26 protein-coding genes are annotated in these 26,502 nt (G+C 67.1%); 14 read left to right on the top strand and 12 right to left on the bottom strand.

The window, feature by feature from the left end:
• Positions 1–2 precede the first annotated feature (2 nt).
• Positions 3–398, bottom strand: a complete 396-nt coding sequence (locus ACKUB9_RS31345; RefSeq protein WP_407530111.1) for a GAF domain-containing protein — start codon at positions 396–398, stop codon at positions 3–5.
• Between the two features lie 381 nt (positions 399–779).
• Here ACKUB9_RS31345 and ACKUB9_RS31340 point away from each other — a divergent pair, with 381 nt between their 5' ends.
• Both ACKUB9_RS31340 and ACKUB9_RS31335 read left to right on the top strand, forming a co-directional pair.
• A complete protein-coding gene (locus tag ACKUB9_RS31340; protein WP_407530109.1) occupies positions 780–1,268 on the top strand; it encodes a Ros/MucR family transcriptional regulator in 489 nt (162 codons plus the stop codon).
• 56 nt (positions 1,269–1,324) lie between these two features.
• Positions 1,325–1,750, top strand: a complete 426-nt coding sequence (locus ACKUB9_RS31335) for a cupin domain-containing protein (RefSeq protein ID WP_407530108.1) — start codon at positions 1,325–1,327, stop codon at positions 1,748–1,750.
• Positions 1,751–1,798: 48 nt separating this feature from the next.
• Here ACKUB9_RS31335 and ACKUB9_RS31330 read toward each other — a convergent pair whose 3' ends face one another.
• Positions 1,799–1,966, bottom strand: coding sequence for a hypothetical protein (locus ACKUB9_RS31330; protein WP_407530106.1), 168 nt, complete (start codon positions 1,964–1,966; stop codon positions 1,799–1,801).
• Positions 1,967–2,141: 175 nt separating this feature from the next.
• Positions 2,142–3,044, bottom strand: a complete 903-nt coding sequence (locus ACKUB9_RS31325) for a LysR family transcriptional regulator (protein WP_407530105.1) — start codon at positions 3,042–3,044, stop codon at positions 2,142–2,144.
• A gap of 133 nt (positions 3,045–3,177) precedes the next feature.
• Here ACKUB9_RS31325 and ACKUB9_RS31320 point away from each other — a divergent pair, with 133 nt between their 5' ends.
• From ACKUB9_RS31320 to ACKUB9_RS31295, 6 genes are read left to right on the top strand one after another with little or no spacing between them, the layout of a single operon-like run.
• A complete protein-coding gene (locus ACKUB9_RS31320; RefSeq protein WP_407530103.1) occupies positions 3,178–4,041 on the top strand; it encodes an oxidoreductase in 864 nt (287 codons plus the stop codon).
• 8 nt (positions 4,042–4,049) lie between these two features.
• On the top strand, positions 4,050–4,958 hold the full coding sequence (locus ACKUB9_RS31315) for an NmrA family NAD(P)-binding protein (RefSeq protein WP_407530101.1): 909 nt from the start codon (positions 4,050–4,052) through the stop codon (positions 4,956–4,958).
• The gene (locus ACKUB9_RS31310) at positions 4,955–6,085 is read left to right on the top strand and encodes an NADH:flavin oxidoreductase/NADH oxidase (RefSeq protein ID WP_407530099.1); all 1,131 of its coding nucleotides are present in this window, start codon (positions 4,955–4,957) and stop codon (positions 6,083–6,085) included. Before ACKUB9_RS31315 ends, ACKUB9_RS31310 begins: the two co-directional genes overlap by 4 nt.
• Before the next feature lie 47 nt (positions 6,086–6,132).
• On the top strand, positions 6,133–6,672 hold the full coding sequence (locus tag ACKUB9_RS31305; RefSeq protein WP_407530098.1) for a VOC family protein: 540 nt from the start codon (positions 6,133–6,135) through the stop codon (positions 6,670–6,672).
• Positions 6,673–6,724: 52 nt separating this feature from the next.
• Positions 6,725–7,867 carry an efflux RND transporter periplasmic adaptor subunit gene (locus tag ACKUB9_RS31300; RefSeq protein ID WP_410826001.1) on the top strand — a complete coding sequence of 381 codons (1,143 nt, stop codon included), beginning with the start codon at positions 6,725–6,727 and terminating at the stop codon, positions 7,865–7,867.
• 10 nt (positions 7,868–7,877) lie between these two features.
• Positions 7,878–11,048 (top strand): efflux RND transporter permease subunit, encoded by a 3,171-nt coding sequence (locus ACKUB9_RS31295; protein WP_407530094.1) that lies wholly within the window; start codon positions 7,878–7,880, stop codon positions 11,046–11,048.
• Positions 11,049–11,252: 204 nt separating this feature from the next.
• Here the strand turns inward: ACKUB9_RS31295 and ACKUB9_RS31290 are convergent, their stop codons facing one another.
• From ACKUB9_RS31290 to ACKUB9_RS31270, 5 genes are all read right to left on the bottom strand, one after another.
• Positions 11,253–12,272 carry a DUF2254 domain-containing protein gene (locus tag ACKUB9_RS31290; protein WP_407530093.1) on the bottom strand — a complete coding sequence of 340 codons (1,020 nt, stop codon included), beginning with the start codon at positions 12,270–12,272 and terminating at the stop codon, positions 11,253–11,255.
• A gap of 757 nt (positions 12,273–13,029) precedes the next feature.
• Positions 13,030–13,254 carry a hypothetical protein gene (locus tag ACKUB9_RS31285; protein WP_407530091.1) on the bottom strand — a complete coding sequence of 75 codons (225 nt, stop codon included), beginning with the start codon at positions 13,252–13,254 and terminating at the stop codon, positions 13,030–13,032.
• Between the two features lie 145 nt (positions 13,255–13,399).
• Positions 13,400–14,884, bottom strand: a complete 1,485-nt coding sequence (locus ACKUB9_RS31280) for a phospholipase D-like domain-containing protein (protein WP_407530090.1) — start codon at positions 14,882–14,884, stop codon at positions 13,400–13,402.
• Positions 14,885–14,896: 12 nt separating this feature from the next.
• Entirely contained in the window at positions 14,897–15,169 is a 273-nt protein-coding gene (locus ACKUB9_RS31275; RefSeq protein ID WP_407530088.1) for a hypothetical protein, read from the bottom strand.
• A 978-nt stretch (positions 15,170–16,147) separates the two neighbouring features.
• Complete coding sequence (locus ACKUB9_RS31270; protein WP_407530086.1) at positions 16,148–16,396, bottom strand: hypothetical protein; 249 nt, start codon at positions 16,394–16,396, stop codon at positions 16,148–16,150.
• A 327-nt stretch (positions 16,397–16,723) separates the two neighbouring features.
• Here ACKUB9_RS31270 and ACKUB9_RS31265 point away from each other — a divergent pair, with 327 nt between their 5' ends.
• Positions 16,724–18,094 carry a PRC-barrel domain-containing protein gene (locus ACKUB9_RS31265; protein WP_407530084.1) on the top strand — a complete coding sequence of 457 codons (1,371 nt, stop codon included), beginning with the start codon at positions 16,724–16,726 and terminating at the stop codon, positions 18,092–18,094.
• A gap of 184 nt (positions 18,095–18,278) precedes the next feature.
• Here ACKUB9_RS31265 and ACKUB9_RS31260 read toward each other — a convergent pair whose 3' ends face one another.
• Complete coding sequence (locus ACKUB9_RS31260; protein WP_407530082.1) at positions 18,279–18,935, bottom strand: response regulator; 657 nt, start codon at positions 18,933–18,935, stop codon at positions 18,279–18,281.
• Positions 18,932–20,992, bottom strand: coding sequence for an ATP-binding protein (locus ACKUB9_RS31255; RefSeq protein WP_407530080.1), 2,061 nt, complete (start codon positions 20,990–20,992; stop codon positions 18,932–18,934). Before ACKUB9_RS31255 ends, ACKUB9_RS31260 begins: the two co-directional genes overlap by 4 nt.
• 332 nt (positions 20,993–21,324) lie before the next feature.
• Between ACKUB9_RS31255 and ACKUB9_RS31250 the strand changes: the two genes are divergently transcribed.
• Entirely contained in the window at positions 21,325–22,164 is an 840-nt protein-coding gene (locus ACKUB9_RS31250) for a Crp/Fnr family transcriptional regulator (protein ID WP_407530078.1), read from the top strand.
• Positions 22,165–22,339: 175 nt separating this feature from the next.
• The gene (locus ACKUB9_RS31245) at positions 22,340–23,347 is read left to right on the top strand and encodes an AI-2E family transporter (protein ID WP_407530076.1); all 1,008 of its coding nucleotides are present in this window, start codon (positions 22,340–22,342) and stop codon (positions 23,345–23,347) included.
• Between the two features lie 218 nt (positions 23,348–23,565).
• Here ACKUB9_RS31245 and ACKUB9_RS31240 read toward each other — a convergent pair whose 3' ends face one another.
• Entirely contained in the window at positions 23,566–24,273 is a 708-nt protein-coding gene (locus ACKUB9_RS31240) for an anti-sigma factor (RefSeq protein WP_407530074.1), read from the bottom strand.
• A complete protein-coding gene (locus tag ACKUB9_RS31235; protein WP_407530073.1) occupies positions 24,270–24,821 on the bottom strand; it encodes a sigma-70 family RNA polymerase sigma factor in 552 nt (183 codons plus the stop codon). The genes ACKUB9_RS31240 and ACKUB9_RS31235 overlap by 4 nt, the downstream gene beginning before the upstream one ends.
• 47 nt (positions 24,822–24,868) lie before the next feature.
• Here ACKUB9_RS31235 and ACKUB9_RS31230 point away from each other — a divergent pair, with 47 nt between their 5' ends.
• The 3 genes from ACKUB9_RS31230 (at position 24,869) to ACKUB9_RS31220 (ending at position 26,300) form a co-directional block, all read left to right on the top strand.
• Complete coding sequence (locus tag ACKUB9_RS31230) at positions 24,869–25,348, top strand: DUF4394 domain-containing protein (protein WP_432760192.1); 480 nt, start codon at positions 24,869–24,871, stop codon at positions 25,346–25,348.
• On the top strand, positions 25,318–25,857 hold the full coding sequence (locus tag ACKUB9_RS31225; RefSeq protein ID WP_410825997.1) for a DUF4394 domain-containing protein: 540 nt from the start codon (positions 25,318–25,320) through the stop codon (positions 25,855–25,857). Before ACKUB9_RS31230 ends, ACKUB9_RS31225 begins: the two co-directional genes overlap by 31 nt.
• Positions 25,858–26,045: 188 nt before the next feature.
• Positions 26,046–26,300 carry a hypothetical protein gene (locus tag ACKUB9_RS31220; protein ID WP_407530069.1) on the top strand — a complete coding sequence of 85 codons (255 nt, stop codon included), beginning with the start codon at positions 26,046–26,048 and terminating at the stop codon, positions 26,298–26,300.
• The last annotated feature ends 202 nt before the right edge of the window (positions 26,301–26,502 follow it).

The following is a 26,502-nucleotide window of genomic DNA, read 5'->3' as shown; positions in this document are numbered from 1 at the left end:
GGCTACGCTGAACCAGCCATCCTCCGTTCGTGAAGGGCCTCACTCTGTCTCACGGGTGCCGACGGCGGACACAACGGATTGCAGGCGAACCGCGGATCCTGCGTGGTGTCGGGCACGACGAAGAGGTCGCGTTGCAGGATGGCCTGCTTGCAGATCGAGACATCGAGCGGTGTCTCGCGAACGCCCAGGCCGAGTTCCGCCTTGAAGAACTGGCGCGTGCTCTCGATCAGATTGACGACCGCGATGGGTGCGCGACAGACGTGGGCTGCAATGGTGCAGAGGTCGTCGAAGGCTTGCTCGGGGGGCGTGTCGAGGATCGCGTAGGCGCGCAACGCGGCGAGGCGGTCCGCCTCCGACCAGGAGGACGCAGCATCCGGCCCGGGCGCGGTGGTGTCCATTATCGGTCACCTCTCCGGAGGTCTGCCTGAAGTTGAGTGTGGTCGCGCCTGGATACCGTGACCAATCGCGGCCTCGCAACGAGCGCCGTGTCACGATCAGGTGCTCGCCCGCTCGATTGTCTCCCCCGGTTCGAAGATCGCCCACCCCTGCATGGTTCGCCTTCGCTGGCGGTGCCTGACGATGACCGCGCGACGTGCTCAAGCGTGCAACTGCAGCCCTTGGCTTCTCACGGACGGCATCCCGCTCACGCAGATGTGTGGTTCAATCCGCCAAAGGCATTTTGTCGCTGTGCTGCGGCAAGCACAGATTACGGCACGCCGAACGTTGACGATGTAAGCGACACGCTTCAGATGCGGGAGCGTACAAGCGAAAGTCACACCATGGATGGAAACGCCTCCGCCGCATCTAACCTGACGGCGCTCACGGCCGACATCGTCTCGGCTTACGTCTCGAAGAATTCTGTACCCATCGGTGAACTCGCAAATCTCTTGAACTTAGTTCACGACGCGCTGGGCGGCCTCGGCGCGCCGCCCGCGAGCGAGCCCGTGAAGCTGACGCCTCCCGTGTCGATCAAGAAGAGCGTCACGCCCGACTACCTGATCAGCCTGGAAGACGGACGGCAGTATAGGTCGCTCAAGCGCCACCTCTCGACCCGCGGCCTGACGCCCGAGCAGTACCGCCAGAAGTGGGGCTTGCCGAACGGCTACCCGATGGTGGCGGCCAACTACGCCGCTGCACGATCCGAACTCGCCAAGAGCATCGGTTTGGGTCAGCGTCGAGCACGTGCCGCTGCCGAGAAGCGCAGCACCGACTCCAAGGGGACCGGGCCGAAGAAGGGTCCTGGGCGTCCGCGGAAGCGACAGGACTGAGGCCATCAGTCCTGTCCGGTGTGACAGGTACTGGCACGACGGTGAGGAGCCCAGCGATGCCGGAGGTGATCCGTATCGGCCCGCTGGAACTGCGGTTCCTGCGCAGCATGCACGAGACCGGCGGCAGCCTCGACATATTCGAGATGACAGTGCCACCGGAGGGGCAGATGCCGGTCGCGCACTACCACAGAGACTGGGACGAGACCGTCTACGGGCTGACCGGCACCGTTACCTTCACGGTAGAGGACCAGGTCCGCGTGGTCGGGTCAGGTGACGTGCTCTTCATCCCGCGTGGAGCGGTGCACGGCTTCGACAATCGCAGCGGCGCAACCGCAACGTGCCTGAACGTGCTGACGCCGGGCGTGCTTGGGCCGGAGTACTTCCGTGAGTTGGCCGACTTGGTTGCCGCAGGCCCGCCAGAGGAGGCAGTCGTGCGCGAGATCATGCTGCGGCATGGCTTGGTGCCTGCTGCAGAACGGTGACTCATGTGCTTACCTGCCGTCCTGACTGGGTGACGTTGGCGAAGCCCATCAGCCAGGAGCTTTGCGACGGCCGCATCCGTCAGCGAGCGCCAACCACTCCTGCATCTTCGTGTAGCGCCGCTTCGCGGTCCCGCCGCGCACGGCCATGCCGATCGCCTTGCGCTGCCCGATCAGCACGATGATCCAGCGGCGCTTCTCTCCGGGCCTGCCGTCCATTACTCACCCGCCGTTTCCGCGGGCAATCGCACCCGCCTGGAGTCGTCCCGGTGACGCTAGAGAGGTGTCGGCCGGGACGCGCGGTGCGCATTGCTGCGGCTAGGTGCTCCTTGCCGCAGATCGCCTGTACCAAGCCGGTTGGAAGGCGGTCGGCGGGATCAGGGCGGTATCCGGATCATCCGGCGGATCCGGTCGCCGAGCCGCAGCTCTCCGCCAACACGTCCAGGAACGCGCGTACGGCCGGCGTCCGGTGATCGCCCCGCCAGACGGCCGCGAGCGGCAGGCGATTGTCGAACCCGGCGAGCGGCCGCGCGACAAGGCCGGTCGGGAGTTCTCGCAGGATGTAGGAGGCGACCACGAACAGCCCGACGCCTTCGGCGACGAGGCTGGGACCGAGTTGGCCCTGCGCGGTGCGGTAGACCACGTTCGGCTCGGGACCGGCGGACGCGAGATTGACCATCAAGGCGTCGTGAAGCGGCGGGTTGAGGTGGCGTGCGAACAGGATCAGCCGTTCACCGGCAAGCTCCGCGACCGCGACGGGACTGAGGGCAGCAAGGCGGTGGTCGGCCGGAAGCACCAGCATCCAGCAACCCGTGACCAGCGGGCGGAGCGCGAGGTCCGGATGGTCAAGCGGCGCGAAGGCGAAGCCGAGATCGATGCGCCGCTCCGCTAACGCCGAGACGACGGCCGCGGAGTAGAGTTCGTGCGGTTCGATGACGATGCCGGGATAGCGTTCACGCATCAGACGCAGCGAGCCCGCCAGAAACGGCAGGTTCATGTACTCGACGTAGCCCAGACGAAGCGTGCGGTCCGTCGCAAGCCCGAGCCGGCGGACGTCTGCAAAAGCGGCGTCCAAACGGTCCATCGCCTCGCGCACTGGCCCGAGCAACGCCTCGCCAGCACGCGTCAACCCAACATGGCGTCGGTCGCGCTCGAATAGGGTCGCGCCGAGTTCATCCTCAAGTTCCTTGATCTGCTGCGAGAGCGCCGGCTGCGTGACGGCCACACGCTCCGCTGCGCGGCGGAAATTGAGTTCGTCCGCAAGGGCCAGGAAGGCTCGCAGCCGACGCAGGTTCATCGCCTCGACCTCCCGATCGCCCTGATCACATCTGCTTATCACAGACCTCGGAATTCCGATTGGCCGAGGTGAGCGGCGGCAACGATCTTGTGCCCGACGGCGCGGCGGCGCCCGTGCGAGGCAGGAGACCGACATGTCGCGAGAACAAGCAGGCATCCGCAGGAACTGGCTGATCACAGGCGTCTCATCCGGCATCGGCCGCTCGCTCGCCGAGGCCGCGCTGGGGCAGGGGGATGTCGTCGTCGGCACCGTTCGCAAGCCCGGGCAGATCGCCGAGATCGAACGCCTCGCGCCTGGACGGGCGATGGCCGTCCTCCTCGACGTGACGGACCCCGGGAGCGTGGCAGCAGGTGTCGAGGCGGCCGCCAAGGCCCTGGGCGGACGGATCGACGTGCTCGTGAACAACGCGGGCTGGGGATTGGTCGGCGCCGTGGAGGAGACTTCGGACGCCGAGGCACACGCGGTCTTCGAGGCGAACTTCTTCGGTCAGCTCGCCGTCACGCGCGCCGTGCTGCCCTTCATGCGCGCGCAGGGCTCGGGCCACATCCTGGCGGCCTCCGCCATCGGCGGCTTCACGGGCTTCCCGGGGTTGTCGGTCTACTCGGCGGCCAAGGCGGCCGTCGACGTGATGAACGAGGCGCTCGCCAGCGAAGTCGCGTCCTTCGGGATCAAGGTCACGGTGCTGACCCTCGGGATCTTCCGCACGAACTTCGCGGCGTCGTCGCTGAAGGAGACGTCGGCGATGGACATCTACGCGGACACGCCGGCCGGTCGGTTCCGCGGCTTCATCGGCGGCCTGACGGGCAAGCAGCCCAACGACCCCGTCCGCGGCGCGCAGGCGATCCTGCAGGTCGTGGCGAGCGCGAACCCACCCCTTCACCTCGTCCTCGGCCCCGACGCCCTCGGCGTGGTGCGCAAGAAGCTCGACGGCGTTCGCGGGGACGTCGCGGCCTGGCAAGCGGTGAGCGCCTCGACGGCGTTCCCGGACGTCGCGTGAGGTGCGCCGTGACCGCGAAGCCTCGCCTTCTCGTTCTCGGCGCCACCGGCAAGGTCGGCGGCGCCGTGGTCAGAACCCTCGCCGCGCGCGGCGACGTGGCCGTCGTGGCGGGTCTGCGCGGCCCAGGGGGCGCGGAAGCGTTGGCTGGCCTCGCCATCGAGATCCGACGCCTCAATCTCGACGAGGCGGAATCGCTGGAGCCCGCGCTCGCCGGCATCGACTGCGCGCTCCTGCTGACCGGCTACTCCGTCGACATGCTGCGCCAGTCCAAGCGCTTTCTCGACGCGGCGCGCGCAATGGGCGTGCGCCACATCGTCCACGTCGGAGCCTCCGGAGCGGCCACCAACGAGGTCGCGCACTGGGGCTGGCACCAGCTCGTCGAGGCATACGCCGAGGCGCGCGGGTTCGCCTGGACGCATCTGCGTCCGGAGAGCTTCATGCAGAACCTGACGTCCTTCGGCTGGTTGAACGGCGGCGCGCTCGCGCATCCCATCGGGTCGGCGCGCTGGTCCTGGGTCGATTGCGAGGACGTGGCGGCGGTCGCGGCGGCCGCCCTTGCCGAACCCGACCGCTACGCCGGTCAGGTGTACCGGCTCGGGACCGAGGCAGCCGACATGGCCGAGGTCACGGCCGTGCTGAGGCGCGAGCTTGGCCATCCCATCCGGCTCGTCGATGTCACGCCCGAGGCGTTCCACGCAGCCGCCATCAGGGGCGGGGGCGATCCAGCCTACCTGGACTGCATCCTCCATCAGTTCCGCCTGAACCGCGCGGGGGCGATCCCCGGCTCGGACCAGACCTTCGACACGGTCGAGCATGTGCTCGGACGGCCGGGGATCGGCTGGGCCGAGCACGTCCGCCGCAATGCCGCCGCGCTCGGCCCACGCGCCGCATCGCCGACATCCGGAGACAATCGATGACCCACCTGTTCGACCCGCTCACTCTTCGCGGGGTTACCTTGCGCAACCGCATCGGAGTGTCGCCGATGTGCCAGTACTCGAGCACGGACGGGCTCGCCAACGATTGGCACCTCGTCCATCTCGGCGCCCGTGCGGTTGGCGGCGCCGGGCTCATCATCATGGAGGACACGGCGGTGCTGCCGGAGGGCCGCATCACGCTGGCCGACAACGGCCTCTGGTCGGATGACCACATCGCCCCGCTCGGGCGGGTCACCTCCTTCCTGAAGGCGCACGGCGCGGTCCCCGGCATCCAGATCGGCTATGCCGGCCGCAAAGGCTCGACGACGATACCCTGGGAGGGAGGGCGCCCGCAGGGGGAAGGCCGCAGCCTGCGGGCCGAGGAAGGTGCCTGGGAAACGCTGGCGCCCTCCGCCGAGGCGTTCGGAGGCGAGCGCGTGGCGGTCCCCCGCGCCATGACCCAGGACGACATCGCCCGGGTTCAGGCCGCCTTCGCCCAGGCCGCGAGGCGTGCGGACGCCGCTGGTTTCGATCTCCTGGAGCTCCACGGCGGCTGGGGCTACATCTTCCAGCAGTTCTACTCGCCGGTCGCCAACCATCGTACCGACGGATACGGCGGCGGATTTGCCCAACGTGCGCGATTCACGGTGGAAACGGTGCGGGCCGTGCGCCAGGTCTGGCCCGACCGGAAGCCGCTCGCCTTCCGGATGGCCGCGACGGATTGGATCGACGGGGGCTGGACGCCCGAGGAGGCGGTCGAACTCGCCCGCCTGCTCAAGGGGGAGGGCGTCGACCTCGTCGACGTGATCTCGGCCGCGGTCGCGCCTCAGGCGCGGGTGCCGTGGGGACCGCTGTTCCAGGTTCCGTTCTCCGAACGTATCCGCCGGGAGGCCGGCGTCGCGACCACGGCCGTCGGGTTCATCACCGAGGCCTCGGAGGCCCAGGCGATCGTCGCGGACGGTAAGGCCGACCTCGTGCTGCTGGCGCGCGCGATGCTGCGTGACCCGCACTGGCCGGTGCATGCCGCCGAGGCCTTGGGGGTGGGCGACCGGATCACGTTCCCGAACCAGTACGAACACTGGCTCAGCGGACGCCCGGGATCCCGTCCCCTCGGGGACCGGCACGCCTAGCGGCGCTCCTGCCGCTACCCCGTCATCCTCGACCGGAAGAGACCACCATGGAACGCCGTACCTTCCTGACCCTGGCAGCGGCGATGGCTGCCAGCGGACCGGGGCTCTCGCGCGCCGCGGGGGACGACGGCCAGCGGCAGCCGCCCCTCGACGGCCTGAAGGTGGATCATGTCTCGATCCACGTCGCCGATTTCGACGGCATCATGACCTGGTATCGGGAGAAGCTCGGCTTCAACCTGGAGGTTGCCTGGCAGGTCGCGGCGCTCGGCGGCAAGCGCCTCGCCTACCTGTCCCGCGACGGCTTCCTGATCGAGATCGTCCAGGCCGCACCCGTGGGTTCGGGCCTGCCGCCGGTGACGAGCTTCCCCGAGCACTTCGCGCGGACCGGCTACGGGCATGTCTGTTTCGCCACGCCCGAGATCGACGCCGTGATGGCCGACCTGGAACGCAGGGGGGTTCCCGCCTTCGTCCGGGCCGAGACCTACCCGCTCGACGGCACGCCCCTCGAGCGTCGCGTCGCCTTCGTCCGGGATCCGGAGGGCAACGTCATCGAGTTCGCCGGTCCCCTGAGGCGGCGGGACCGCTGAACCCCGATCGGAGTGAGGTGCCGCGATGTGTTTCGGTCGATCCTTTGCGGGGATGGTCCTAGTCGTTTCGGGGCTCTCGCCGATCCTGGCCGCCTGCGAGCCACGCAAACGCAACGAGACGGCCGCGCCCCCGGCGGTCGTGAAGGTGGGCGTGGCTGAGTCGAGGCGCATCAACGATTGGGACGAGTTCACCGGCCGCGTCATCGCGGTCGAGGACGTCCAGGTTCGCCCGCGCGTCGGCGGCTTCCTGACGAGGATCCACTTCACGGATGGCCAGAAGGTCATCGCGGGCGATCCACTCTTCACGATCGATCCACGCCCCTACCAAGCCACGGCCGCTTCCGCCGAGGCCGAGGTCGCCTCGGCGGAAGCGGCGCTCGAATTCGCGCGCCAGCAGGTCGCCCGCTCCGAGCAGTTGCGGCGCAGCCAAGCCGTGGCCGAGCAGGTGATCGACGAGCGGACGGCGACTGTGCGCCAGGCGGAAGCCCGCCTCCTGTCGGCGCGCGCGGCCCTTCAGCGAGCCCGGCTCGACGTCGAGTTCACCGAGGTGCGCGCGCCCGTCGCCGGCCGTGTCGACCGCCGGAACGTCTCGGTCGGGAACCTGGTCAGCGACGGGGACACCGGCGCCACAATGCTCACGAACATCGTTTCCCTCGATCCGGTCCACATCCTGTTCGACGTCGACCAGAACGCCTACCTCCGCTACACGCGCGCGGCGATCCAGGGCACGCGACCGTCGTCGCGCGAGCGGGCGAACCCGGTGGGCGTCGCCCTTCCGGACGAGGTCGGGTTTCCCCACCGCGCGAGCGTCGACTTCGTGTCGAACCAAGTCGACCGCGGCACGGCCACGATCCGCGTACGCGCCCGGCTCGCCAACCCCGACGGCCTGTTCACGCCCGGCCTGTTCGTACGGGTACGCCTGCTCGGCTCGGGCGAGTACGGCGCGGTGCTGATACCCGACGAGGCCGTCGGGACCGACCAGAGCCGGCGCGTCGTCTACGTCGTCGAGGATGGGAGGGCACGCTCCCGCGCCGTCGAACTCGGCCCCCTCTTCGAGGGCCGGCGCGTGGTCCGCGCCGGGTTGAGGGCAGGCGAGACCGTCGTCGTCTCGGGCCTCCACCGCGTCCGTGAGAACGGCGCCGTGAGCATCGACGGCGCGGCGCCAGCCCCCGGCGCGACCCAGGCCAGGAACTAGGAGCCGCACCATGACCCTCGGCCGGTTCTTCATCGACCGCCCCGTCTTCGCGGTCGCCTTGTCGGTGACGGTCGTCATCGTCGGGCTCGTGGCGATGGGGCGGCTCGCGATCTCCCAATATCCCGAGGTCGTGCCCCCGACGGTGACGGTGACCGCGCAGTATCCCGGCGCGTCCGCGCAGACCATCGCCGACACCGTGGCCACCCCCATCGAGCAGGAGGTCAACGGCGTCGACAACATGCTCTACATGTCGAGCCAGGCCACGAACGACGGCCGGATGGCGCTGACGGTGACGTTCGCGCTGGGTACGGACCTCGACACCGCCCAGGTGCTGGTCCAGAACCGGGTGGCGCTGGCGGAGCCGCGGCTGCCCGAGGAGGTCCGCCGCATCGGCGTCACCGTGCGCAAGAACGCACCCGACTTCCTCCTCGTCGTGCAGTTGCTCTCGCCCGACAACAGCCGCGATCAGCTCTACCTCTCGAACTACGCCTCGACGCGCGTCCGGGACGTCCTCCTCCGTCTCAGGGGCGTCGGCGACATCACAACGCTCGGCGCCCGGGATTACTCCATGCGCGTGTGGCTCGACCCCGACCGCATCTCCGAGCTCGGCCTGACGGCGGGCGAGGTGGTCGCGGCCATCCGCGCCCAGAACGTGCAGGTTGCTGGCGGAACCTTGGCGCAGCCGCCATCCGGCCAAACGCGGGCCTTCCAGCCCAGCCTCGTCCTGCAGGGCCGCCTCGCGGAGCCGGGGCAGTTCGAACGCATCGTCGTGAAGACCGGCGAGGACGGCCGCCTGGTGCTGCTCTCCGACGTGGCGCGGCTCGAACTCGGCGCCCGCGAGTACACGACCAACGCCTACCTCAACGGCCAACCCCTGATCGCGCTTCTGGTGTTCCAACGTGCCGGGACCAACGCCATCGCGACCTCCGAGGAGGTCAAGGCCACGATGGAGCGGATCGCCCGGGACTTCCCGCCTGGGGTCGAGTACCGCATGACGTACAACCCGACCGACTTCTTCGTGCGGACGTCCATCGAGGAACTCGTACATACGGTTTACGAGGCCATCATCCTCGTCGTCCTCGTCGTCGTCGTCTTCCTGCAGAGCGGGCGCGCGACCGTCATCCCGCTCCTCGCCATCCCGGTCTCCCTGGTCGGCACGTTCGCGGCCATGGCCGCGCTGGGCTACACCGTCAACACGCTCACGCTGTTCGCGCTGGTGCTGGCGGTCGGCATCGTCGTGGACGACGCCATCGTCGTCGTGGAGAACGTCGAGCGCGCGCTCGGCGACGGCCTGTCGCCGAAGGAGGCGGCCCGCCGGACCATGGACGAGGTCGGCGGGGCTCTCGTCGCCATCGCGCTCGTGCTCGTCTCGGTGTTCGTGCCGACCATGTTCCTGGAAGGCATCTCGGGGCAGTTCTTCCGGCAGTTCGCCGTCGTCATCGCGGTGGCGACCCTGATCTCCGCGTTCAACTCGCTGACCCTCTCGCCCGCGCTGGCCGGGCTGCTCCTGCGGAGCCACGGCGCGGGAGGCCGCGGCAGGTGGTTCGCCGGCCTCGTCCGCCCGTTCACCTGGGCGGCGAGCCGCTTCAACGCCGCCTTCGACCGCCTCGCGCTCGGCTACGCGCGCTTGGTGCGAGGGGCGATCCGCGTCCGCTGGCTCATGCTTTTCGCCTATGCCGGCCTCGTGGGCCTGGCGGCCTACGCGTTCGCGACCGCGCCCAGGGGCTTCGTGCCGGCGACGGACCAGGGATACCTGATCGTGACCGCGCAGCTTCCTCCCGGCGCCTCCCTGGCCCGCACGGATGCGGTCGTGAAGCGCATCGCCGATGAGGCGCGCCGCGTCGAGGGGGTCGAGTGGGCCCACATGTTCACCGGCCTCGCGGCGGCGACGAACACCAACAACGCCAGCGCCGGCACGGTCTTCGTGCAGTTGAGGCCCTACGAGGACCGCCGTGGATCCGGACTCGGCGCCGCGGCGGTCTCGTCGAGGCTGACCGAGCGCCTGGCCGCCCTGTCCGAGGCGCAGGTGAACGTGATCGCGCCCCCGACGGTCCGCGGCATCGGCACGGCCGGCGGGTTCTCCATGCGGCTCCAGGACCGGAACGGCCGGGGACCCCAGCTCCTGGATGCCGCAGCGAGGGACCTGATCTCGGCCGCCTTGGCGGACGGGCGTGTCGCGCAGGCCTTCACGCCCTACAGCGTCTCCGCGCCGCAGGTGTTCGTCGACCTCGACAGGGCGAAGGCGCAGATGCTCGGCGTCCCCGTCGGGGGCGTGTTCGAGGCCTTGGAGACCTACCTGGGCTCGACCTACGTCAACGACTTCAACCTCATCGGTCGGACCTTCCAGGTCAGGGCGCAGGCCGACGGGCCCTTCCGGCTCGACGTCGAGCAGGTCTCTCGCCTGAGGGCCCGAAACGACCGCGGCGAGATGGTCCCGCTCGGGTCCGTGGCGACCTTCAAGACCCTGGCCGCCCCGGACCGGGTCCCGCGCTACAACCTCGCCGCGACCGCCGAGGTGTTCGGCGAGGCGGCCGCGGGCGTCTCGTCGGGGCAGGCGCTGGCGGCGATGGAGGAGATCGCGAGGCGCGTGCTGCCAGACGGCTTCGACGTCGAGTGGACGGACCTCTCGTTCCAGCAGCGCCTGGCCGGCGGCGGCGGGATCTGGATCTTCGGGCTGTCGGTGGTGTTCGTCTTCCTGGTCCTGGCGGCTCAGTACGAGTCCTGGTCGCTGCCTTTCGCCATCGTCCTCATCGTGCCCATGTGCCTGCTCGCGGCCCTGGCCGGCCTCGCCTGGTACGGCATGGACAACAACATCCTGACCCAGGTCGGCCTCGTGGTCCTGGTCGGGCTGGCGGCCAAGAACGCGATCCTCATCGTCGAGTTCGCGCGGCAGTTGGAGGGCGAGGGCGCCGGCCCGGTCGAGGCCGTCGTGGAGGCGGCGCGGCTGCGCCTTCGCCCGATCCTGATGACGTCGTTTGCCTTCATCCTGGGCGTGCTCCCGCTCGTGGTCGCGCAAGGGGCGGGCGCCGAGCTGCGCCATGCCATCGGCACGGCGGTCTTCTTCGGCATGCTCGGCGTGACGGCATTCGGCCTGCTGTTCACCCCCGTGTTCTACGTCCTCATACGCCACCTTTCGCTCGGCCGCGGTGCGCGGACCGACAAGCTCCAGGCCGCCGTATGAGCATCGACGGCCAAGCCCAACGTCTCCGGTGCGCGACGTCATCTCGTGCGGCGGCGCTTGGCCGATGCCTTCGATCAGGCGTCTCCGTCGATGTCACGCCATCGATGGGCTGAAACGCGACGGTCGTGGCCGCGCTCGCCCGCTTTCGGTCATCTTGCTGTCTCGGCACCGAGCATCGCCTACATTCTCTCGGCGCTCAAGCGCCTACTGACGCGCACACCCGGTATTGGATCGGGAGGTATCACGCTTCGCCAAGTGGCGCGGCGCGATCCGGCAGAGGGCGTCGCCCAGGTGGTCGAGCACGCTGCCGGCCGTGAGGGGATCGTTGATGCCGGGCGAGAGTGCCCGCACCCCGATCTCGACCAACTGGCGGATCGAGTACTCCAGATCCTGCAGGGCCGCGGGCCGGTGGCCGAACGTCAGCGCCCTATCCAGCGCCTCCGACGCTCCCTCGACGCCTGCACTGAGGATGGCGACGGGAGAACCCGTTGGGACGTACGCACCCGGCCGGAACCGCAAGGAGACGGTCACCCGCTGCGTGCAGGCCCAGTCCGCAAGACCCTCGACGTCCACCGCCTGCAGGTAGCCGCTGCCGGATACGCCCACGCCTGTGCCCTCCGGAGGGACCTTCGGCGGTTGAATGTCCGCTGCGTCCAGAGTCTGTGCCCCGATGGCGTTGCACAGGTCTCCGTGAACGGAATTGATCACGGTCTCGACGTTGATGCCGGTAGCGATGTGATGGACGAACCAGACCAGCGTCGCGAGGCAGAGCAGGGCCAGGACGATGGCCCCGGACACGCCTACATGCGGCACGAACGGTGTCTCGTCGACAGTTCGCACCGTGCGCAGCACCATCAGCGCATAGGCGAAAGTCCCGAGAAAGATGCCGAGGACCACCTGATTGCGGGCATCGCGCACGAAGTTGCGCAGCCGCCGCGGTCCCATTTGGCCGGAGGCGAGCGAGAGCGCCGCGATCGTGATCGAGAAGGTGGTGCCGGCGACTCCGATGGTCGAGGCGGCCACGGCGCTTAGGAGTGCCTGGGCACCATCCGCACCGCCGGAATACTCCCAATGGCTCGACGTGAAGTCGCGGTCCGCCAGCACAGTTCGATCGAGCCATACTGCCGTGAGCGAGAGGATGAGGGCGAGGATCACGAGGAGGGCAGGTCGAAGCCAGAACTGATCTCCGAGCGCCTCGATCCAGGCCTGCAGCCGCGCCCTCATCCGGGCGGATTCCTGTCTGCCTGAAGGCGCTCAACTCGTGCTTGCCGCGTCCCACCGTGCCAATCGGAGCGCGGCGGAACACGGCCAGCGGGCCAGCCCTCCCGCTGCTGGGTCCGCTCGCCGTCGGTCTCCTTGGTCTGGTGGTGGAACACCAGCGCCCCGCCTGCAGCTGCTATGGACACGAGAGCGCCCGGCACGAGGTGCAAATCCTGCGGGGCGTTTGGTTCAAACAGGTCGCTGGCCAGCATTGCCGCCCTGCGCAGAGTTGGTCGTGATCGTCGAGGCTCCGGTCCAGCCGGGCGCGACCGTCACGTTCGGAGTGTTGCCAGTTGTACCCGGGGACGGAGCCACAGTGTCCGTAAAGCAAACACCCGCCAAGCAACTCACCTGATTCCGCTGCAGTATATTAAGGTTTACCTTCCGCCACGACCTCTCATACTCCGGAAGCGACAGTATCTGCCATGGTCCTCATAGCCTGCTGGGCAGCGGCGGACACAAGCTCCGGCCGCGTACTTGAGTGGCGGCGGGCATTGGCGAGCGAGCCGCTTCTGGTAGAGGTAGGACTTTGCGGGGCTCTGCGCTGCTGCCGGGACCGCCAAGCCTATCGGCTGCACGATAGTGAGCAACAGGAGAGCTGAGCAGGTAAGGCGAGGCGGCATCAGCTGTTCCATTGAGAAGCCTGGTGCTAACTCGCCAAGGCCCCAATCGTTCTGGTTCTTTATCACCCTGGGGGAACCCTCGCGGGTCCCCTTTGCACTCAGTGGTGATGATGCCGCCGATGATGATGGTGGCGCATCCGATGGTGATGATGGCGCCGCACGTGATGGTGGTGCCGCATGTGCCCGTGACGGTGCTGCACCGTCGTCACCATGTCCGAGGCCTCGACGGCAGCCGGCAGGGCCGGTGCCGCTGCAACCGGGATCACCAGCGTCGCAGTGCCGAGCGCAGCCATGACGGCCAGCGCAAAGATGGGCATCCTCATGGGGTATCCCTCTGAATGAGCCGCAGGAACGGTCGGACGACCCCCACGGCGGGATGGAACGGCCCAGCTTGGTGGACGGTTCCGCCTGCTGCCTAGCGGATGCAGCAGTTGGGCTTGTTCGTCGTCGTCGTGGTGGTGGAAGTCGTCATGGTGATGATGACCCTCTCCATGCACGCGCACTTGCAGACGCGAGCTTCGCAAGCTGATTGACGATCGGCTCCGGTCGGTCTGGATCAAGGACCCCATCCCCCGCGATGAACTCTTCAACGGCGTTGAGCGGCCTCGGCTCAAGTGGGACGAGCGTTCGTCCCTTCGCGACGCGCAGGCGGTCGATCGCCCGGACCAGGGATCCCTCTTCCAGCTCCACTCGCGCGAATTCCTCCGCGGTCACGCACAGGTGCTCAGCCAACAGGCGATGCCGGATCCCGCAGATCGCAATTCGAAGCGCCCTGCTCCGGGTTTGGTCGTGAGTGTCCACGGCGAGATCACATTCGGTATCGAGCCCCATGGAGCGGTTGTTCATGTTCGCGGAACCGATCTTTAGGAAGCGGTCGTCGACGATCATGAGCTTGGCGTGAACGTAGATCGGTGTGCCGCCCGCCGCGACCGGGTGGTAGATCCGGAACCGGCTCCCACCAGTGGTGCCTCTCAGGACGTCGATGATCCGGGCTCGGGCTGACCCCATCACCTCGTCCTCCAGCCAGCCCTCGGTGGACAAGGGGTTGATCACGATCACTTCCGGGCCGCTCGTCTCACCGAGCCGCTTCGCGAGCGCGTCGGCGATACGGTGGGACGCTAGGTACTGGCTCTCCACATAGATGAAACGGTGCGCCCTTGCGATCGCCGCAAGGGTGAGTGCCTCGACCTCCCGCACCTCGGTTTGGCCGTCGCTTTTCGGCTGCGTGCGGGCGATGCCGACGTTCACGTCATGGAAGGTGGTCTGGAGCGTTTGGGGCCATATCGCGTGCCGTTCAGAAAGCGGCGGCAATCTCTCGCCCGTTGCGCTCTCCCAGCGCTCCCGGGCAAGTTCAGCCAACGACTGCGCCGCCTCGCCGTCCACCGCGGCCGTCGCATCGTGCCACGGTGACTGCGCGAACCCCCAAGGGCTGGCGCGGCGCAGGTCTTCATCACGGTGTTCGGGCGTGTCCCAGCGGCCGACCGTCAGGTCGATGCCGCCGCAGAAGGCAAGGGCGTCGTCGATCACGGCGACCTTCTGATGATGGCATGCGCCGAGTGGATGGACGCTGTCGAGCCGCAGATGAATACGCTTGCCGGTCATCCAGTTGAGAATGAATAGGGGAGTTGCGCCACGCCCAAGTGTCTTCAGAATGCCAAGGTCCCACTTAAGTAAATAAACTTGCAGATCCGGGCGACGTTCTACGAGCGTGCTGATAAAAGAACCGAATTTGTCTGGCCAAATACCCGAATTGACTTCAGGTTCAAGCCGAACTCGGGTGTCAAAATCCCATACGATTAACATGATACGCTTGCGAGCGAGTATCATGGCTGCTTTGAGCTGGGCAAAGTACTCGGCGGCGTCCACGATCAGGGCGAAACGATCGACATGGACGCTGCGCCAGCACGTGCTCCCTGGTTGGATGAGGCCCTCTGTAGAAATCTGCTCTATCACCAGTTCTCATTCCTATTGCGGGCCCTCTATCGAGCCTGGTTGGAACTGTTTAGGAGCAGCGATCGCGTTTTGACGATCGCAGAGGAGCCGCAGGCCGGACTCAATGACTTGGATCGTCTGACGTTCCAAGCCGGCATGCCGAGCCGTACGCTCGTAGATCAACAGACGACGTATCAGGCCTGCGTCCGGCCTCAAGCTGCGGTTCAGGTAGTCGCACACGGCCTGGGTGACGATGTCTCTCAAGCAGTTGCCACTGTCATCGCGAGGCGCTGCATCGCTGATCATGGCCCCACTCCTCGCATCTGTTGGCTGCTCCAGAGACCGCACGACAATCGAACGGATCGGTCGACCGACGATGGTCACGACGCGGTGGGCGCCGGGACTCCGGCTTTCCCCTGAACGCTCGCGCGATGCGTGAGCATCGCTCACTTGCATCGCGCTCCGTTCGCAGAGGCACCCCCATCCTGTTCCTCTTGATCGGCAATCCGCCGACGTTCTTCATCGCCCGCACAGGCTTCGCGGCTCCCGACTCCCTCGGCATCCAAGGCAATTTGAAACTCTCGCCACAAGGGTCGGAGGTCATAGGGGATCGCCTCGTCAAGCTTCTCCCGGAGTATCTGGACACGTGTCGGGCTATCGTTCTTTGGCTGCATCGTGAGGTTCATTCCCGTGTTGAACGTGGAGCGGTCCGTCCGTGACCTGCCACAAAGACGTCTCGCTCCACTTGGCTTATACAATGAAGGCTGCCGACACTTGGCTCGCCTTCGGCGGACCGGGAAGGATTTCCCGCACGGCGTCGGTGTGGTGCGATCCGCCCGAAGAAGCCCTATGTCCGCGGCTGCGGAGCCTCAGCGCCCGCCGCTGCCCTGCGGCACCTTGCGTGCTGGCTGAGCCGCGTTGCTGGCTGCCGCCGAGTCCGTTTGGATTGTGGATGCGCCCGTCGGTCCTGGCGCGATCGCCACGTTCCGGTCGTTGCCGGTCGTGCCAACGGTCGGCGCGACCACCGGACTTGAGGGCCTCGGAACGTCGGGTCCGACACGCATTTGCGCGTTGGCGGCGCCTGCGAAGCTTATCGCGGCCAAGCTCGCGACGGCGAACGGCGTCAAACGCATGAATTCCTCCATATCAAGAAAACTTCGGGCCTACGCTCACGCAGCGCGATATCTCGGATGTGTTTTTCGCGTCGCGTGAATATAATGTGCTTTCTGCTTTAGGCGAGAGTCGAATTGGTTGAAACGATCAGAAGAGCGCAGTCAATTCAGATCATTTCATCGCCTTCTCGGCATTGCCGACATGCATCATGCAGCCCCGTTCGTCCTTGCTCGCAGCCTTCTCGGCCGCTATCTTCAACTCAGCTCGCGCCATCGCGGATTTGCCCGCGTCTTGGTTGGCTGGCATCATTGCATCCACCCTCTTCATTTCGCTCGCACAATCGTTGCCGGCAGCTTGCGCGGAAGCGACAAAGCCGGGCAGAGCGCTCGTCAGAAGAGCAAGAACCAGAATATTCCTCATCTCCAAGATCTCCATTCAAACCGTTGGCAGTGATGGCTGAACGGAGTGCCGTTACCCGCGTTCCATGGCGGGTGTTCGGTTTCTGTAAAGACGGCTCGCTAGTGTACCGAGTTCACGACGGTCTTCTGCAGGGGCTGGGCGTGTGCGCAGCTTGACCCTGGAGCCGCACCCTGGAGCCTCATTCCAATCCCTACGCTTGGCCGGGGTCCGACACACAGGAAGTCAGTACAGCACCGGACACTGTCCAGAACCATGCCTGATCTCGCAGCTTGGTCGACTGGACGCGCGATCTTCCCGCGCCAAACCTAGACAACTTGGAGAAGACGCATGACAAGCTCCCGTCTCCCCGCAATGATGACCGTCCTCACCGTCACGGTGAGTCCTGCCGCAGTGCTCGCGCAGACCAACACGGCGTCGCCGGGCACCGCACAAGCCGATCTCTGCCGCGACCTCGTGACCTTCCTGGAGCGGCGCGGCGAGGCCAAGCCCGCCTCGCCGATCTCGGTCGACCAAGCCAAAACATACCAGCGTGACAACAATATCGTGGCCTGTCGCGATGGTGCCGTGCGCCTCCAGCAAGCCGGCGTCACGCTCCCCGCCGCCCTCCTGGCAGTCGTCAAGGTTCCGAGCGCGGGTCAACGCAGTGCGGACGGCGCCGACGTTCTGGTTCAGCCGGGGACGCCGAGCGTGACTGTGCAACAGCAGAGGCCGGAGATCACGGTGCGTCAGTCGCAGCCGGTCGTCACGGTGACCATCCCGCAGCCCGAGATCACCCTCCGCATGCCGCAGCCGGATGTGCATGTCGCGCGCGGGCAGCCGCAGGTCCAGGTCGTGCAGTCGGAGCAGCCCCAGATCCAAGTGCAGCGGCCCGACCAGCAGCCCGTGATCCGGTACGAGAGCGCGGAGCCCAAGGTCGTGGTCAACCGCGCCCAGGGCCAGCCGCAGGTTCGTGTCGAGCCGATGACTCCGCACCAAGCGAGCAAAGGCACGCCGGATCGGCAGGTGCGCCAAGTCTCCGCCGCCGAGCTGACCGACATGGATGTCATGAACGGGCGCGGCCAGCAGATCGGCGATGTCGAGCGTCTCGTGCGCGGTGAGGACAAGAAGCTCTACGCCGTGGTAGGACACGGCGGCCTGTTCGGACTGGGCGAAAAGGAGATCGCGCTCCCGATCGATCGCCTCATGATGCACGATGGACGCCTGATGATCGTCGGCCTGTCGGATGAGCAGATCAAGGCGATGCCGGGTTACGACGCCAAAGCCGGCAAGTACACTGCGGTCGAGGCGTCCGCGCTGGCGCCCCTGACGGTTGCGACGGTGGCGCCGGCGCCGAATGTCGATGCGGCCGCCGTCACGGGCACGACCGGCAGCGCCGCGGCGCGCAGCTTCCAAGTCTCGGACCTGCTCCGGAAGGACATCTACAACGTTCAGGGCCAGCAACTCGGCGACATCGAGCGCGTTCTCGTCGGCGTGGACGACAAGATGTACGTCGTCATCGGCCATGGAGGGTTCCTGGGGCTGGGCGAGAAGCAGATCCTGCTGCCGTTCGACCGGATCAAGGTGCAGGACGGACGGTTGACCGTCTCGGGCCTGACGGACGAGCAGATCAAGGCCATGCCGGAGTTCGATCGGAACGTCCGCGGCTACCGCGATGCCGACCGGAACCGGCAGGCCGAATTCGCCGTGTATCGCGGCTGACCTGACGCGGACGCCGGGCCCTCGGGATCCGGCGGCCCATGGACCGGCAATGCAGGGCGCGATCGAGAGACGCTCCCGTGGCCACTGGTGAATCAGCTTCTCCGCGGGACGGTCTCGCAGGGCTGGGTGCGGCGGCGCACCACGCCGGCTCAGAGGCACGGATTACCTCCTGCGGGCTCCCGACCTATCGGCGCGCGAGTTCGTCGAGCCAGCCCTGCGAGGCGCCGTGACGAACGATATCAGCCCGCGTGCGCAGGCCGAGCTTCTCCGCCGCGCGCGCCTTGTGGGTCTCGGCCGTCTTCACGCTGACGCCCAGGCGCGCTGCGATCTCCTTGTTGCTGAAGCCCTGGGCGGTGAGCCGCAGCACCTCGTCCTCGCGGGGACTCAGCGTCGCCCCGGCACCAGGCTCGGACGCCAGTCGGCTCGCGCTCGGCAGCGCCTTATCGGCGACAGCCGGATCCAGGTAGATGCCGCCCTCCGCGACCGCTCGCACGGCCCGCAGAAGATCCTCCGCCGCCGACCGCTTGAGCAGGTAGCCCCGCGCTCCCGTCTGCAGCAGGGGTTGAATGTAGGCCCGGTCCTCGTGGACGGTCAGAGCCAGAATTCGGACCTGCGGACAGCGCTCGGCGAGGTGGCGCGCGAGGTCAATGCCGTTGAGGTCGGGCATCGAGATGTCGATGACCGCGACGTCGGGCGAGGCCCGGCAGATCGTGTCTAGGGCCGCCGTCCCCGATGTCGCCTCGCCGACAAGGGCGATGTCGGGCGCGGCCTGAAGCAAGGCCTTGATGCCCGCCAACACGATGGGATGGTCGTCGGCGACCGCGACGCGGATCGTGTTCACGGCTCGGCTCCTTCGGGGGGCAAAGGAATCTGGGCGAACAGGGTCGTGCCTGATCCTGGTGCCGATTCAACGGCCATCGTGCCCCCCAGAAGGGCGAGGCGCTCCCGGATGCCGGAAAGGCCGAGGCGGCGCCCGCTCTTACCGCCAGCAGCGGAGCCGCGGGTTCTGGAGCCGTTGGTCGTTTCCGGATCGAAGCCCGTGCCGTCGTCCTCCACGATTACGCGCAGCCCGTTGGCCCGCCGATCCAGCACCAGGCTGACGCTGCGGGCCCCGGCATGCTTCAGGATGTTGGTCAGCGCCTCTTGGACGATGCGGTAGGCAGCGGTCTCTACATCTGCAGGCAGCCGAGCCTCACTGCCCAGCACCTGAAAGTCCAAATCCACGCCGTGGCGTTGACGCCACTCCTCGGCGTAAGCGGCGAGCGCCTTCTGCAGGCCGAGGTCGTCGAGCGCGGTCGGCCGGAGATCGAGGGCCGCGCGGTGAATGTCTCGCCCGATCTCGGCGGCGAGCGTCTGCAGCCAGCGCACTTGGTTCACCGCATCTAGTTCTGACGCCGCGCTTCCAAGTCGCGTCTCGAGACCTTTCAGCCCCAGCGAGAGACCCGTGACGGTCTGACCGACTTGGTCGTGGAGTTCGCGCGCGATGCGGCGCTGCTCGTTCTCCTGAGCGTCCGAGAGGCGCCGCAGCAGGTCGGTCCGTTCGGCCTCGGCGCGCTTGCGCGGCTCGACGTCGGCGATCACGCCGTAGATGACGCTCGGCCGGTCGCCGTCGTGAAAACGCGGGGCACGGCCCGTCGTCCGCAGCCAACGCGCGCCGCCGTTCGGCCGGATCGACCGAAACTCGATGTCGAGCTGCGCATCCTCCTCCACGCAGCGGCGCAGTGCCTGCTCCAGACGCTCCCTGTCTTCCGGGTGTACCGCCTCGAGAAAGGCCGCTAACGACCACTGCGCTTCGCTCCCCTCCATTGGCGCGGGGGGGAAGCCGAGGAGGACCCGGGTCCGCTCCGACCCGGTCACTACGTGCAGCGCGAGGTTCCAGCGAACCGTGCCGAGCTCCGCGGCTTCGACGGCCAGCGCTCCCCGCTCTTCGCTCACCCGCAATGCCAGCATCATTCGTGTTTCCTCATCGCGCCGCCGCTGGGCGATGTCGCGCGCCGTCAGCGCCGCCAATCCGGCCGCGAGCGCGAGGCTCACCAAGCCGCCGGCCACCAGGACGTAGAACGACCGGGACACGGGTGCGTTCAGCGACTCACTCGGCACCCCGAAATGCACCGACCAGCCGCTGGTGTCGGGGAGCGTTCGGTAGACCGTCTCCACGTCGCTACCCTCAAGCGTCGGGCCAGTGTAGAAGCCCTCCGGAGCACGAGTGATGGCCGCGCGCAGAGTTGGGCTGGCTGGTCGACCTAGCTCGGACGCCTCGGCAGAGGTGCGCGCGATAATATTGCCGCGTTTGTCAACGATCTCGCCCACCCATCCGGCCGGGGCACCGGCATCCCTCAGGATCGAGCTGACTGCGTTGGTAGCGAGCGCGACCGTGAGGATGTGGCGGAGCTGCCCGTCGCGGATGACGGGTACGCGCAATGAGACGAGGCGTTTGCCCGAGAGGGCCCCGACTGGGCCGATGCCGCCGACAACCGCTTGCCTGAGCCGGAGAACCTCGTCGAAGCTGTCGTGGTCGGCCGTGGGCCCGAGTGCTGTACCCAATGGGCGCAGCAGGTTGATGATCTGATTGCCGGATACATCCGCCAGCTCGACCGTCTCCCACAAAGGCCGGCTGGCTTTGAGGCGCTGCGCCTCCTCATAGAACGGTTCCAGCCTCGGGCTGTCGAGACCCGGCGAGGCAGCAAGCACATCGAGGATCTGCAACTGCACAGCCAGATCTGCCGCGACCCGGTCTGCCACGCGCGCGGCACTCTCCAGGGCCACGTGCCGCGCGGCGGCACGGCCCTGTTCCGCCGTGACGTAGGCGACCCAGCCGCTGAAGAGGAGCACCGGGATGGCCGCCGCGAGGGCGAGCGAGATCAGGAGGCGGGTGCCCGGATGGGTTTCGCGCTTCACACCATCGACTCCGGCTCTGCTCGCCTCCTCGGTACAGATGGAACAGGCGGCCCCCGTGTCCGCGGCGTTCGACAAGGTCCCTGCTCGGGCGTTGGCCAGCCTGAACCGCCCGTCCGGCCGGCACGCCGCATCATGTGCCATCTCTCGCGTAGGAATAACACGGGGCCCAGGGCGGTAGGCTTGTCGGGTTTGGCCCACGGCTTCGTCCGGCATTCCCTGACACGCCTACCGTCGGGCCTGACTAGGTTCGGGACCTCTCTAGAACGAGGCTGAGGCAGATGCCTCAATCTCCATCAACCTCTGCCGGGCTCGACCGGCCATTCTGAGCCAGGATGCGAACGATGATCGATGTGCGGTGCGCCGAGTCCGCATGGGACAGGGCAGCAACGGCCTTTCCACGGATGTCGCGAACGAAAACCAGACCTCCACGACTGCTAGCCGGTCTAAGTGAAGGAGCGAGATCCCGCAATACTCTGCTCGCGGCCCTGACAGAGCAGGACTTTGCCGCTCTTCGCCCCGCTTTAGAACCTATGGTCCTGCGACGGCGACAGGTACTGCACGAACTCAATGCTCCGGTCGTGCACGTCTATTTCATTGAGCGCGGAACCGCCTCCCTGTTGTGCCGCGTCGCCGGCCACGAGAGCGTGGAAGTGGGTGCGCTCGGGCGCGGCGATCTCGTCGGCGTGTCCGCCGTGCTTGGGACTGCGCGCGCGCCGCACCGCTGCGTCGTCCAAGTTCCAGGCGAGGCCCTGCGCATTCGGACCGAAGATCTCCAGCGTGCGCTGGTCAGCAGACCAGCCCTCCGCTCGCTCCTGCTGGCGCACGTTCAAGCGACATTGTTCGAGAGCGCGCGGCTGATGCTGTGCAACACGCACCACAGCCTGGACGAGCGTTTGGCCCGCTCCCTCTTGCGCGCGCTCGATGATCTCGACGGCGACGAGATCCCGCTGACTCATCGTGCATTGAGCCAATCGCTGAGTGTGCGCCGCGCCGGCGTGACGACCGCGCTGGGCGATATGGAGGCGGCCGGCTTCATCCGGCGCGGCCGTGGTCGCCTCAGAGTGCTCGATCGCGGCGGCCTTGAGCGGGTCGCGTGCGAGTGCCACCGGAGCATCCGGGTCGAACGCAGGCGCTTGGTCTGCGAGGCAGTTGCGGATCAAGACGGTACGTGATGCGTCGGAGCAGGCCTGTCCGCACCATCGCCGCGCACAGTGGCGTCAGGTCCGGACATCGCCCGCTGACCCGTCACGGAAGAGAGAGCGTGATCGGGTCGACATCGGCTGTCGCGTGTTCGCCGTGCGAGCTTCTGACATGGCGACCCACCCCGCCGCTACGTGATGGTCGCTGATGATGGCCGATAAGGTCCGGACCGTGTGGCTTGCTGTGATCGCGGTACCGCTCGTGCTGCTGGCCTTGCGGGCGTCCTACGCCGTGACGATGCCGATCGCGGTCGCGGCCGTGGTTATCGCGGCGGTCTGGCCTGTCGAGGTGTGGCTCCGGCATAGGTTGCCGGAACGCATCGGCAGCCTCGGCACGATCCTGGTGCTGCTCGCTATCACTCTCGGCTTCATCGCAGCCGTCTACCTCTCGGCCGCCCAGGTCGTTCGGGCGTTCGCGCAGCGCTGGGGCGAGTTCGAGAGCGCCTACGAATCCGCCACGGCCTGGGCCGACCGTTGGGGGCTGCCGCTCGGTGGGAAGGAAGGCTATGCCCGCCTCATCGCTGTCGGGCAAGATCTGCTGGGCAACGCGTACACGATCTCGGTGTACCTTGCCTTTATCTCCTTACTGGTTGTCCTAGGACTACCGGAGATCCCTGCCTTGCGGCGAAAGCTTCAAGCGGCGTTCGGAGCTGATAAGCGGAGCGAAGTAGCTCAGGCAGCGGATGAGATTGCCGGCAAGATCCGTGATTATCTCGCCACCACGACGGCGACCAGCCTCATCACGGGCGTGGCTTCAACTCTTTGGGCGCTCGCGACCGGCCTCGACCTAGCCCTGGTCTGGGGCACGCTGAACTTCCTGCTGAACTACATCCCTGTGGTGGGCAATCTCGTCGGTATTGTCCCGCCCGGCCTCTATGCGGTGGTCCAGTTTCCGGAATCCGTCCTGCCGATCATCATTGTCGTCGGCTTCAGCGTGATCCAGATCACGATCAGCAACGTGATCTATCCGGTTCTGCAAGGACGCAGCTTATCGCTCTCCCCCATCGCTGTCGTTGTGTCCCTCTCGATCTGGGGCTGGGTCTGGGGCATCGCGGGCATGTTGATCGCAATCCCATTGACCGTGACATTCATCATCGTCTGCGAGCACTTCGCAAGCACACGCTGGATCGCAATATTGCTCTCCGGCTCGCGGTGAGATCCTCAACCGAGACTGCCGGGGCGATTGTAGCCAAAAATCGATACATACCTCATTCTGGTCGACCCGCGTGTTGGTTGAAACGAGAATTAGCGGGCCGTCGTCTTGGTGCTGCACATCCCGATGTCACAGGCATGCACCCTCCAGGAGTGAGATGCGTTACAAGTTCTGCTGGTGAGAGCGAGGCTTGTTCGCCCGGATGCTGCACCGCCTTTCGATCATAACGCCCGCGCAGTCAGGCCCTTCATCAGCACAGGCCCGGTCGGCCGGCCAGTGGGCGAGCCGCTCTCAGGCTCCAGGGTGATCTCGAAGAGTTGGTCGGGCACAGCCCTCGGCAGGTCGCCCACGCGCAAGTCGAGCCGCTTCGGCGTCCGGGTGAGACCCACCGAGACGGGCCCGTGAGCCCGATCCCATAAGGTCCAGACCTCCAGCGCACGCCCGCTCGGAACCGGCACGTCGGCGAGCGGGATCAGGTCGGCGTGCCCATCGGCCGCGACATTGACGATTGCCGCGACCCGATTGTCCTCGGTGAGGAGGGCAGCGACCAAGACTGGTGGGACCGGCCGCGCTGCGAGCACCGCGAGGCCTGCGGCAAGCGCCAGGCAGGCCGTCCCAGCGACGAGGCCAGTGCCGCGCCAGAAGCTGAGGCTGTTCCAGAGTTCGACAAGCCGGTCCGTGGGGCTCGTGCGCGGCGCGACGGGCATTCCGCCGCCGAGATTGCACTCAATTCGGTGCCAGAGCGCCTCGCTTGCCGTTTCGGCGGGCGCGGTGGCGTCGATCTCAAAGAGACGAGTGCGCCAAGCCTCGACCAGCGCGGCGAACTCCGTATCGGTTTCGACAAGCCGCGCCGCCAGGTCGACGTTGGGCCCTGCAAGAAGGCCGAGTACATGCTCGGCGGCGAGGGCATCGCGCTCGGCCGCTGTCACGACAGGCACTCCCTAAGCGTCAGAAGGGAGCGGCGCAGCCACGACTTCACAGTGCCGAGCGGCAGTCCGAGCCGACCGGCGAGCTCGCCGTGGCTGAGACCATGCGCGTAGGCGAGCACGATGGCGCTGCGGCGCCGTGGGTCGAGCCTGTCGAGGCAGCGACGCAGCGCCCCAATCTCCGACAGCCGCGCGACCACTTGCTCTGGTCCCTCCTCCTCGCTCGGCACATCCTCGTCCAAGGCGTCGGTGAGATCGGTCCGAGCCTCACTGCGCAGGATGTTGAGAGCGCGATTGCGTAGAATCGCATAGAGGAAGGTCTGCCCGGAGCCCCGTGCCGGATCGAACCGGCCGGCGCGTTGCCACACCTGGACGAACGTGTCGTGCACCGCCTCCTCAGCCAGCGCCCGCCGCCGCAGGATGCGCAGCGCCACGCCGAGCATCCGCGGCGCCTCGTTCTGGTAGAGCGTGCGCAGGGCCGCACGGTCGCCGCTCGCTGAGCGGCGCAGCGCTTCGTCCACTGAGAGCGCGGTCTGCGTCGCCTCGGACACCTCTTGCACTCGAGCTCCGACTTCTCCGACGGCCCTGCCGAGAATACATGCCGGGACCGCAGCTGGATGCGCTCCCAGAAAATATTTGCGCGCCGTGCATCCAACCGCGTGACCCGCGTGTATCAGCGCCGCCGGACGCATTCCGGCGGGAACGGGAGACATCCATGAAGCGCGTCATCCTCGCGTCCGCGCTGCTGGCGTCGGCCGCCCTCGTCGGTGGAGCGCAGGCCCAGAGCGTCGCGGCCCTCGTTGGCGACAACTCTCTCGAGATCATCGACGTCGGCGCCAGAAAGGTGACGAAGACCGTGAAGGTCAGCGGTGCGCCCGGTCGCATCCTCGGCATCGAAGTGCGTTCGGCCGACGGCATGCTCTACGCGCTCGCCGACGACGGTACGATCCTCACCGTGGACACCGCGTCCGGCAGGGCGGTGGTGAAGTCGAAGCTCGACACGATGCTGCCTGCCGGCGTGGTGGCCACCGTGNTACGATCCTCACCGTGGACACCGCGTCCGGCAGGGCGGTGGTGAAGTCGAAGCTCGACACGATGCTGCCTGCCGGCGTGGTGGCCACCGTGGACTTCAACCCGGTCGCCGACCGGCTGCGGGTGATCGGCTCGGACGGCACGAGCCTGCGCGCCAACGTCGACGACGGCAAGGTCGTGAAGGACGGCTCGCTGAAGTTCGCCGATACCGACAGCATGAAGGGTAAGGCCGCCAAGGTAGTGGCGGGCGCCTACACGAGTTCGATGAAGGGCGCCAAGGAAACAGTGCTCTATGACGTCGATGCGTCGGGGGTGCTCCTGCGTCAGGCCCCGCCGAACGATGGCATCCTCAACACGGTGGGTATGATCGGTGCGCCGGTCGAGGCTGCGGCCTTCGAAATCACGACCGACGCTGCGGGCAAGAGCCAGGGTTGGCTGATGTCGGGAGAAACCCTGCACTGGGTCGACCTCGGCACCGGCAAGGCGACGCTGGTGGCGAAGATCGCTGGCGCCTCCGGCCCCGTGCGCGACATCGCAGCGCTGCTTGGCATGTAGCCGCCGGATCGTACTCACGCCTGAGGCAGCCGCATCACTCCCGGTGCATATCAGTGAGGCCTGACGATGAAACATTCCTTCTCCCCTAAGCGCCCCGAAGCGGCTGCACTCATCCTTTCGGCACAGTGCACTGAGGCGGTGGGTGAAGCGCATCGGCCTCACCGGTACGTCAGCAAACGAGGCGTGCCATGAGCCTCCAGCTTCAGCCTGCTCAAGTCGGTTCTCTCGATAGCGACGATCAGAAGGGGCTGCTGGTCTGGGCAGATGGTCGACTCGTGGCAGTGCTGGTGCAGCTTTCTGCCGAGTACGGCAGCAATGCAGGCAAGTGGCATCTTGAGGCCGCATTCGGTCGTGTGTCCCACCCGAAAGCTGGCATCTTCGCGGATCTTAATGAGGCACAAGACTGGATTACTGAGCGGCTGAATCCGCTGGAGTTCCCGTGAGTGTCACTGGGGTTCACCACAACCGTGGGAGCAGCCAGCATTTTCAGGACTGAAGATAACGGAAGCGCACCAGAGCGAACAACGCAGCTAGGGCGTGAACCAAACCAAGGTGTTGCAGGCGCTTTTGTTTTATGATTCAGGGCCGCCGCTTGCAGCATGGAGGCGGCCATGGCGGACCTGTTCTGGCTCTCGGACGAGCAGT

Source organism: Methylobacterium oryzisoli (genome assembly GCF_046557895.1).
Lineage (GTDB): Bacteria > Pseudomonadota > Alphaproteobacteria > Rhizobiales > Beijerinckiaceae > Methylobacterium > Methylobacterium oryzisoli.
Note: the sequence above shows the minus strand (reverse complement) of the source record. Positions and strands in the feature narration are given on the sequence as shown.

Excerpts from the sequence above, each read along its gene's own strand:
- ACKUB9_RS31325 (WP_407530105.1), bottom strand. The coding sequence starts at position 3,044 with ATGAACCTGCGTCGGCTGCGAGCCTTCCTGGCCCTTGCGGACGAACTC.
- ACKUB9_RS31310 (WP_407530099.1), top strand. The coding sequence starts at position 4,955 with ATGACCCACCTGTTCGACCCGCTCACTCTTCGCGGGGTTACCTTGCGC.
- ACKUB9_RS31245 (WP_407530076.1), top strand. The coding sequence starts at position 22,340 with ATGATGGCCGATAAGGTCCGGACCGTGTGGCTTGCTGTGATCGCGGTA.
- ACKUB9_RS31335 (WP_407530108.1), top strand. The coding sequence starts at position 1,325 with ATGCCGGAGGTGATCCGTATCGGCCCGCTGGAACTGCGGTTCCTGCGC.
- ACKUB9_RS31265 (WP_407530084.1), top strand. The coding sequence starts at position 16,724 with ATGACAAGCTCCCGTCTCCCCGCAATGATGACCGTCCTCACCGTCACG.
- ACKUB9_RS31290 (WP_407530093.1), bottom strand. The coding sequence starts at position 12,272 with ATGAGGGCGCGGCTGCAGGCCTGGATCGAGGCGCTCGGAGATCAGTTC.
- ACKUB9_RS31320 (WP_407530103.1), top strand. The coding sequence starts at position 3,178 with ATGTCGCGAGAACAAGCAGGCATCCGCAGGAACTGGCTGATCACAGGC.
- ACKUB9_RS31340 (WP_407530109.1), top strand. The coding sequence starts at position 780 with ATGGATGGAAACGCCTCCGCCGCATCTAACCTGACGGCGCTCACGGCC.
- ACKUB9_RS31220 (WP_407530069.1), top strand. The coding sequence starts at position 26,046 with ATGAGCCTCCAGCTTCAGCCTGCTCAAGTCGGTTCTCTCGATAGCGAC.
- ACKUB9_RS31300 (WP_410826001.1), top strand. The coding sequence starts at position 6,725 with ATGGTCCTAGTCGTTTCGGGGCTCTCGCCGATCCTGGCCGCCTGCGAG.
- ACKUB9_RS31330 (WP_407530106.1), bottom strand. The coding sequence starts at position 1,966 with ATGGACGGCAGGCCCGGAGAGAAGCGCCGCTGGATCATCGTGCTGATC.
- ACKUB9_RS31295 (WP_407530094.1), top strand. The coding sequence starts at position 7,878 with ATGACCCTCGGCCGGTTCTTCATCGACCGCCCCGTCTTCGCGGTCGCC.
- ACKUB9_RS31345 (WP_407530111.1), bottom strand. The coding sequence starts at position 398 with ATGGACACCACCGCGCCCGGGCCGGATGCTGCGTCCTCCTGGTCGGAG.
- ACKUB9_RS31305 (WP_407530098.1), top strand. The coding sequence starts at position 6,133 with ATGGAACGCCGTACCTTCCTGACCCTGGCAGCGGCGATGGCTGCCAGC.
- ACKUB9_RS31275 (WP_407530088.1), bottom strand. The coding sequence starts at position 15,169 with ATGATCAGCGATGCAGCGCCTCGCGATGACAGTGGCAACTGCTTGAGA.
- ACKUB9_RS31285 (WP_407530091.1), bottom strand. The coding sequence starts at position 13,254 with ATGAGGATGCCCATCTTTGCGCTGGCCGTCATGGCTGCGCTCGGCACT.
- ACKUB9_RS31270 (WP_407530086.1), bottom strand. The coding sequence starts at position 16,396 with ATGAGGAATATTCTGGTTCTTGCTCTTCTGACGAGCGCTCTGCCCGGC.
- ACKUB9_RS31250 (WP_407530078.1), top strand. The coding sequence starts at position 21,325 with ATGCGAACGATGATCGATGTGCGGTGCGCCGAGTCCGCATGGGACAGG.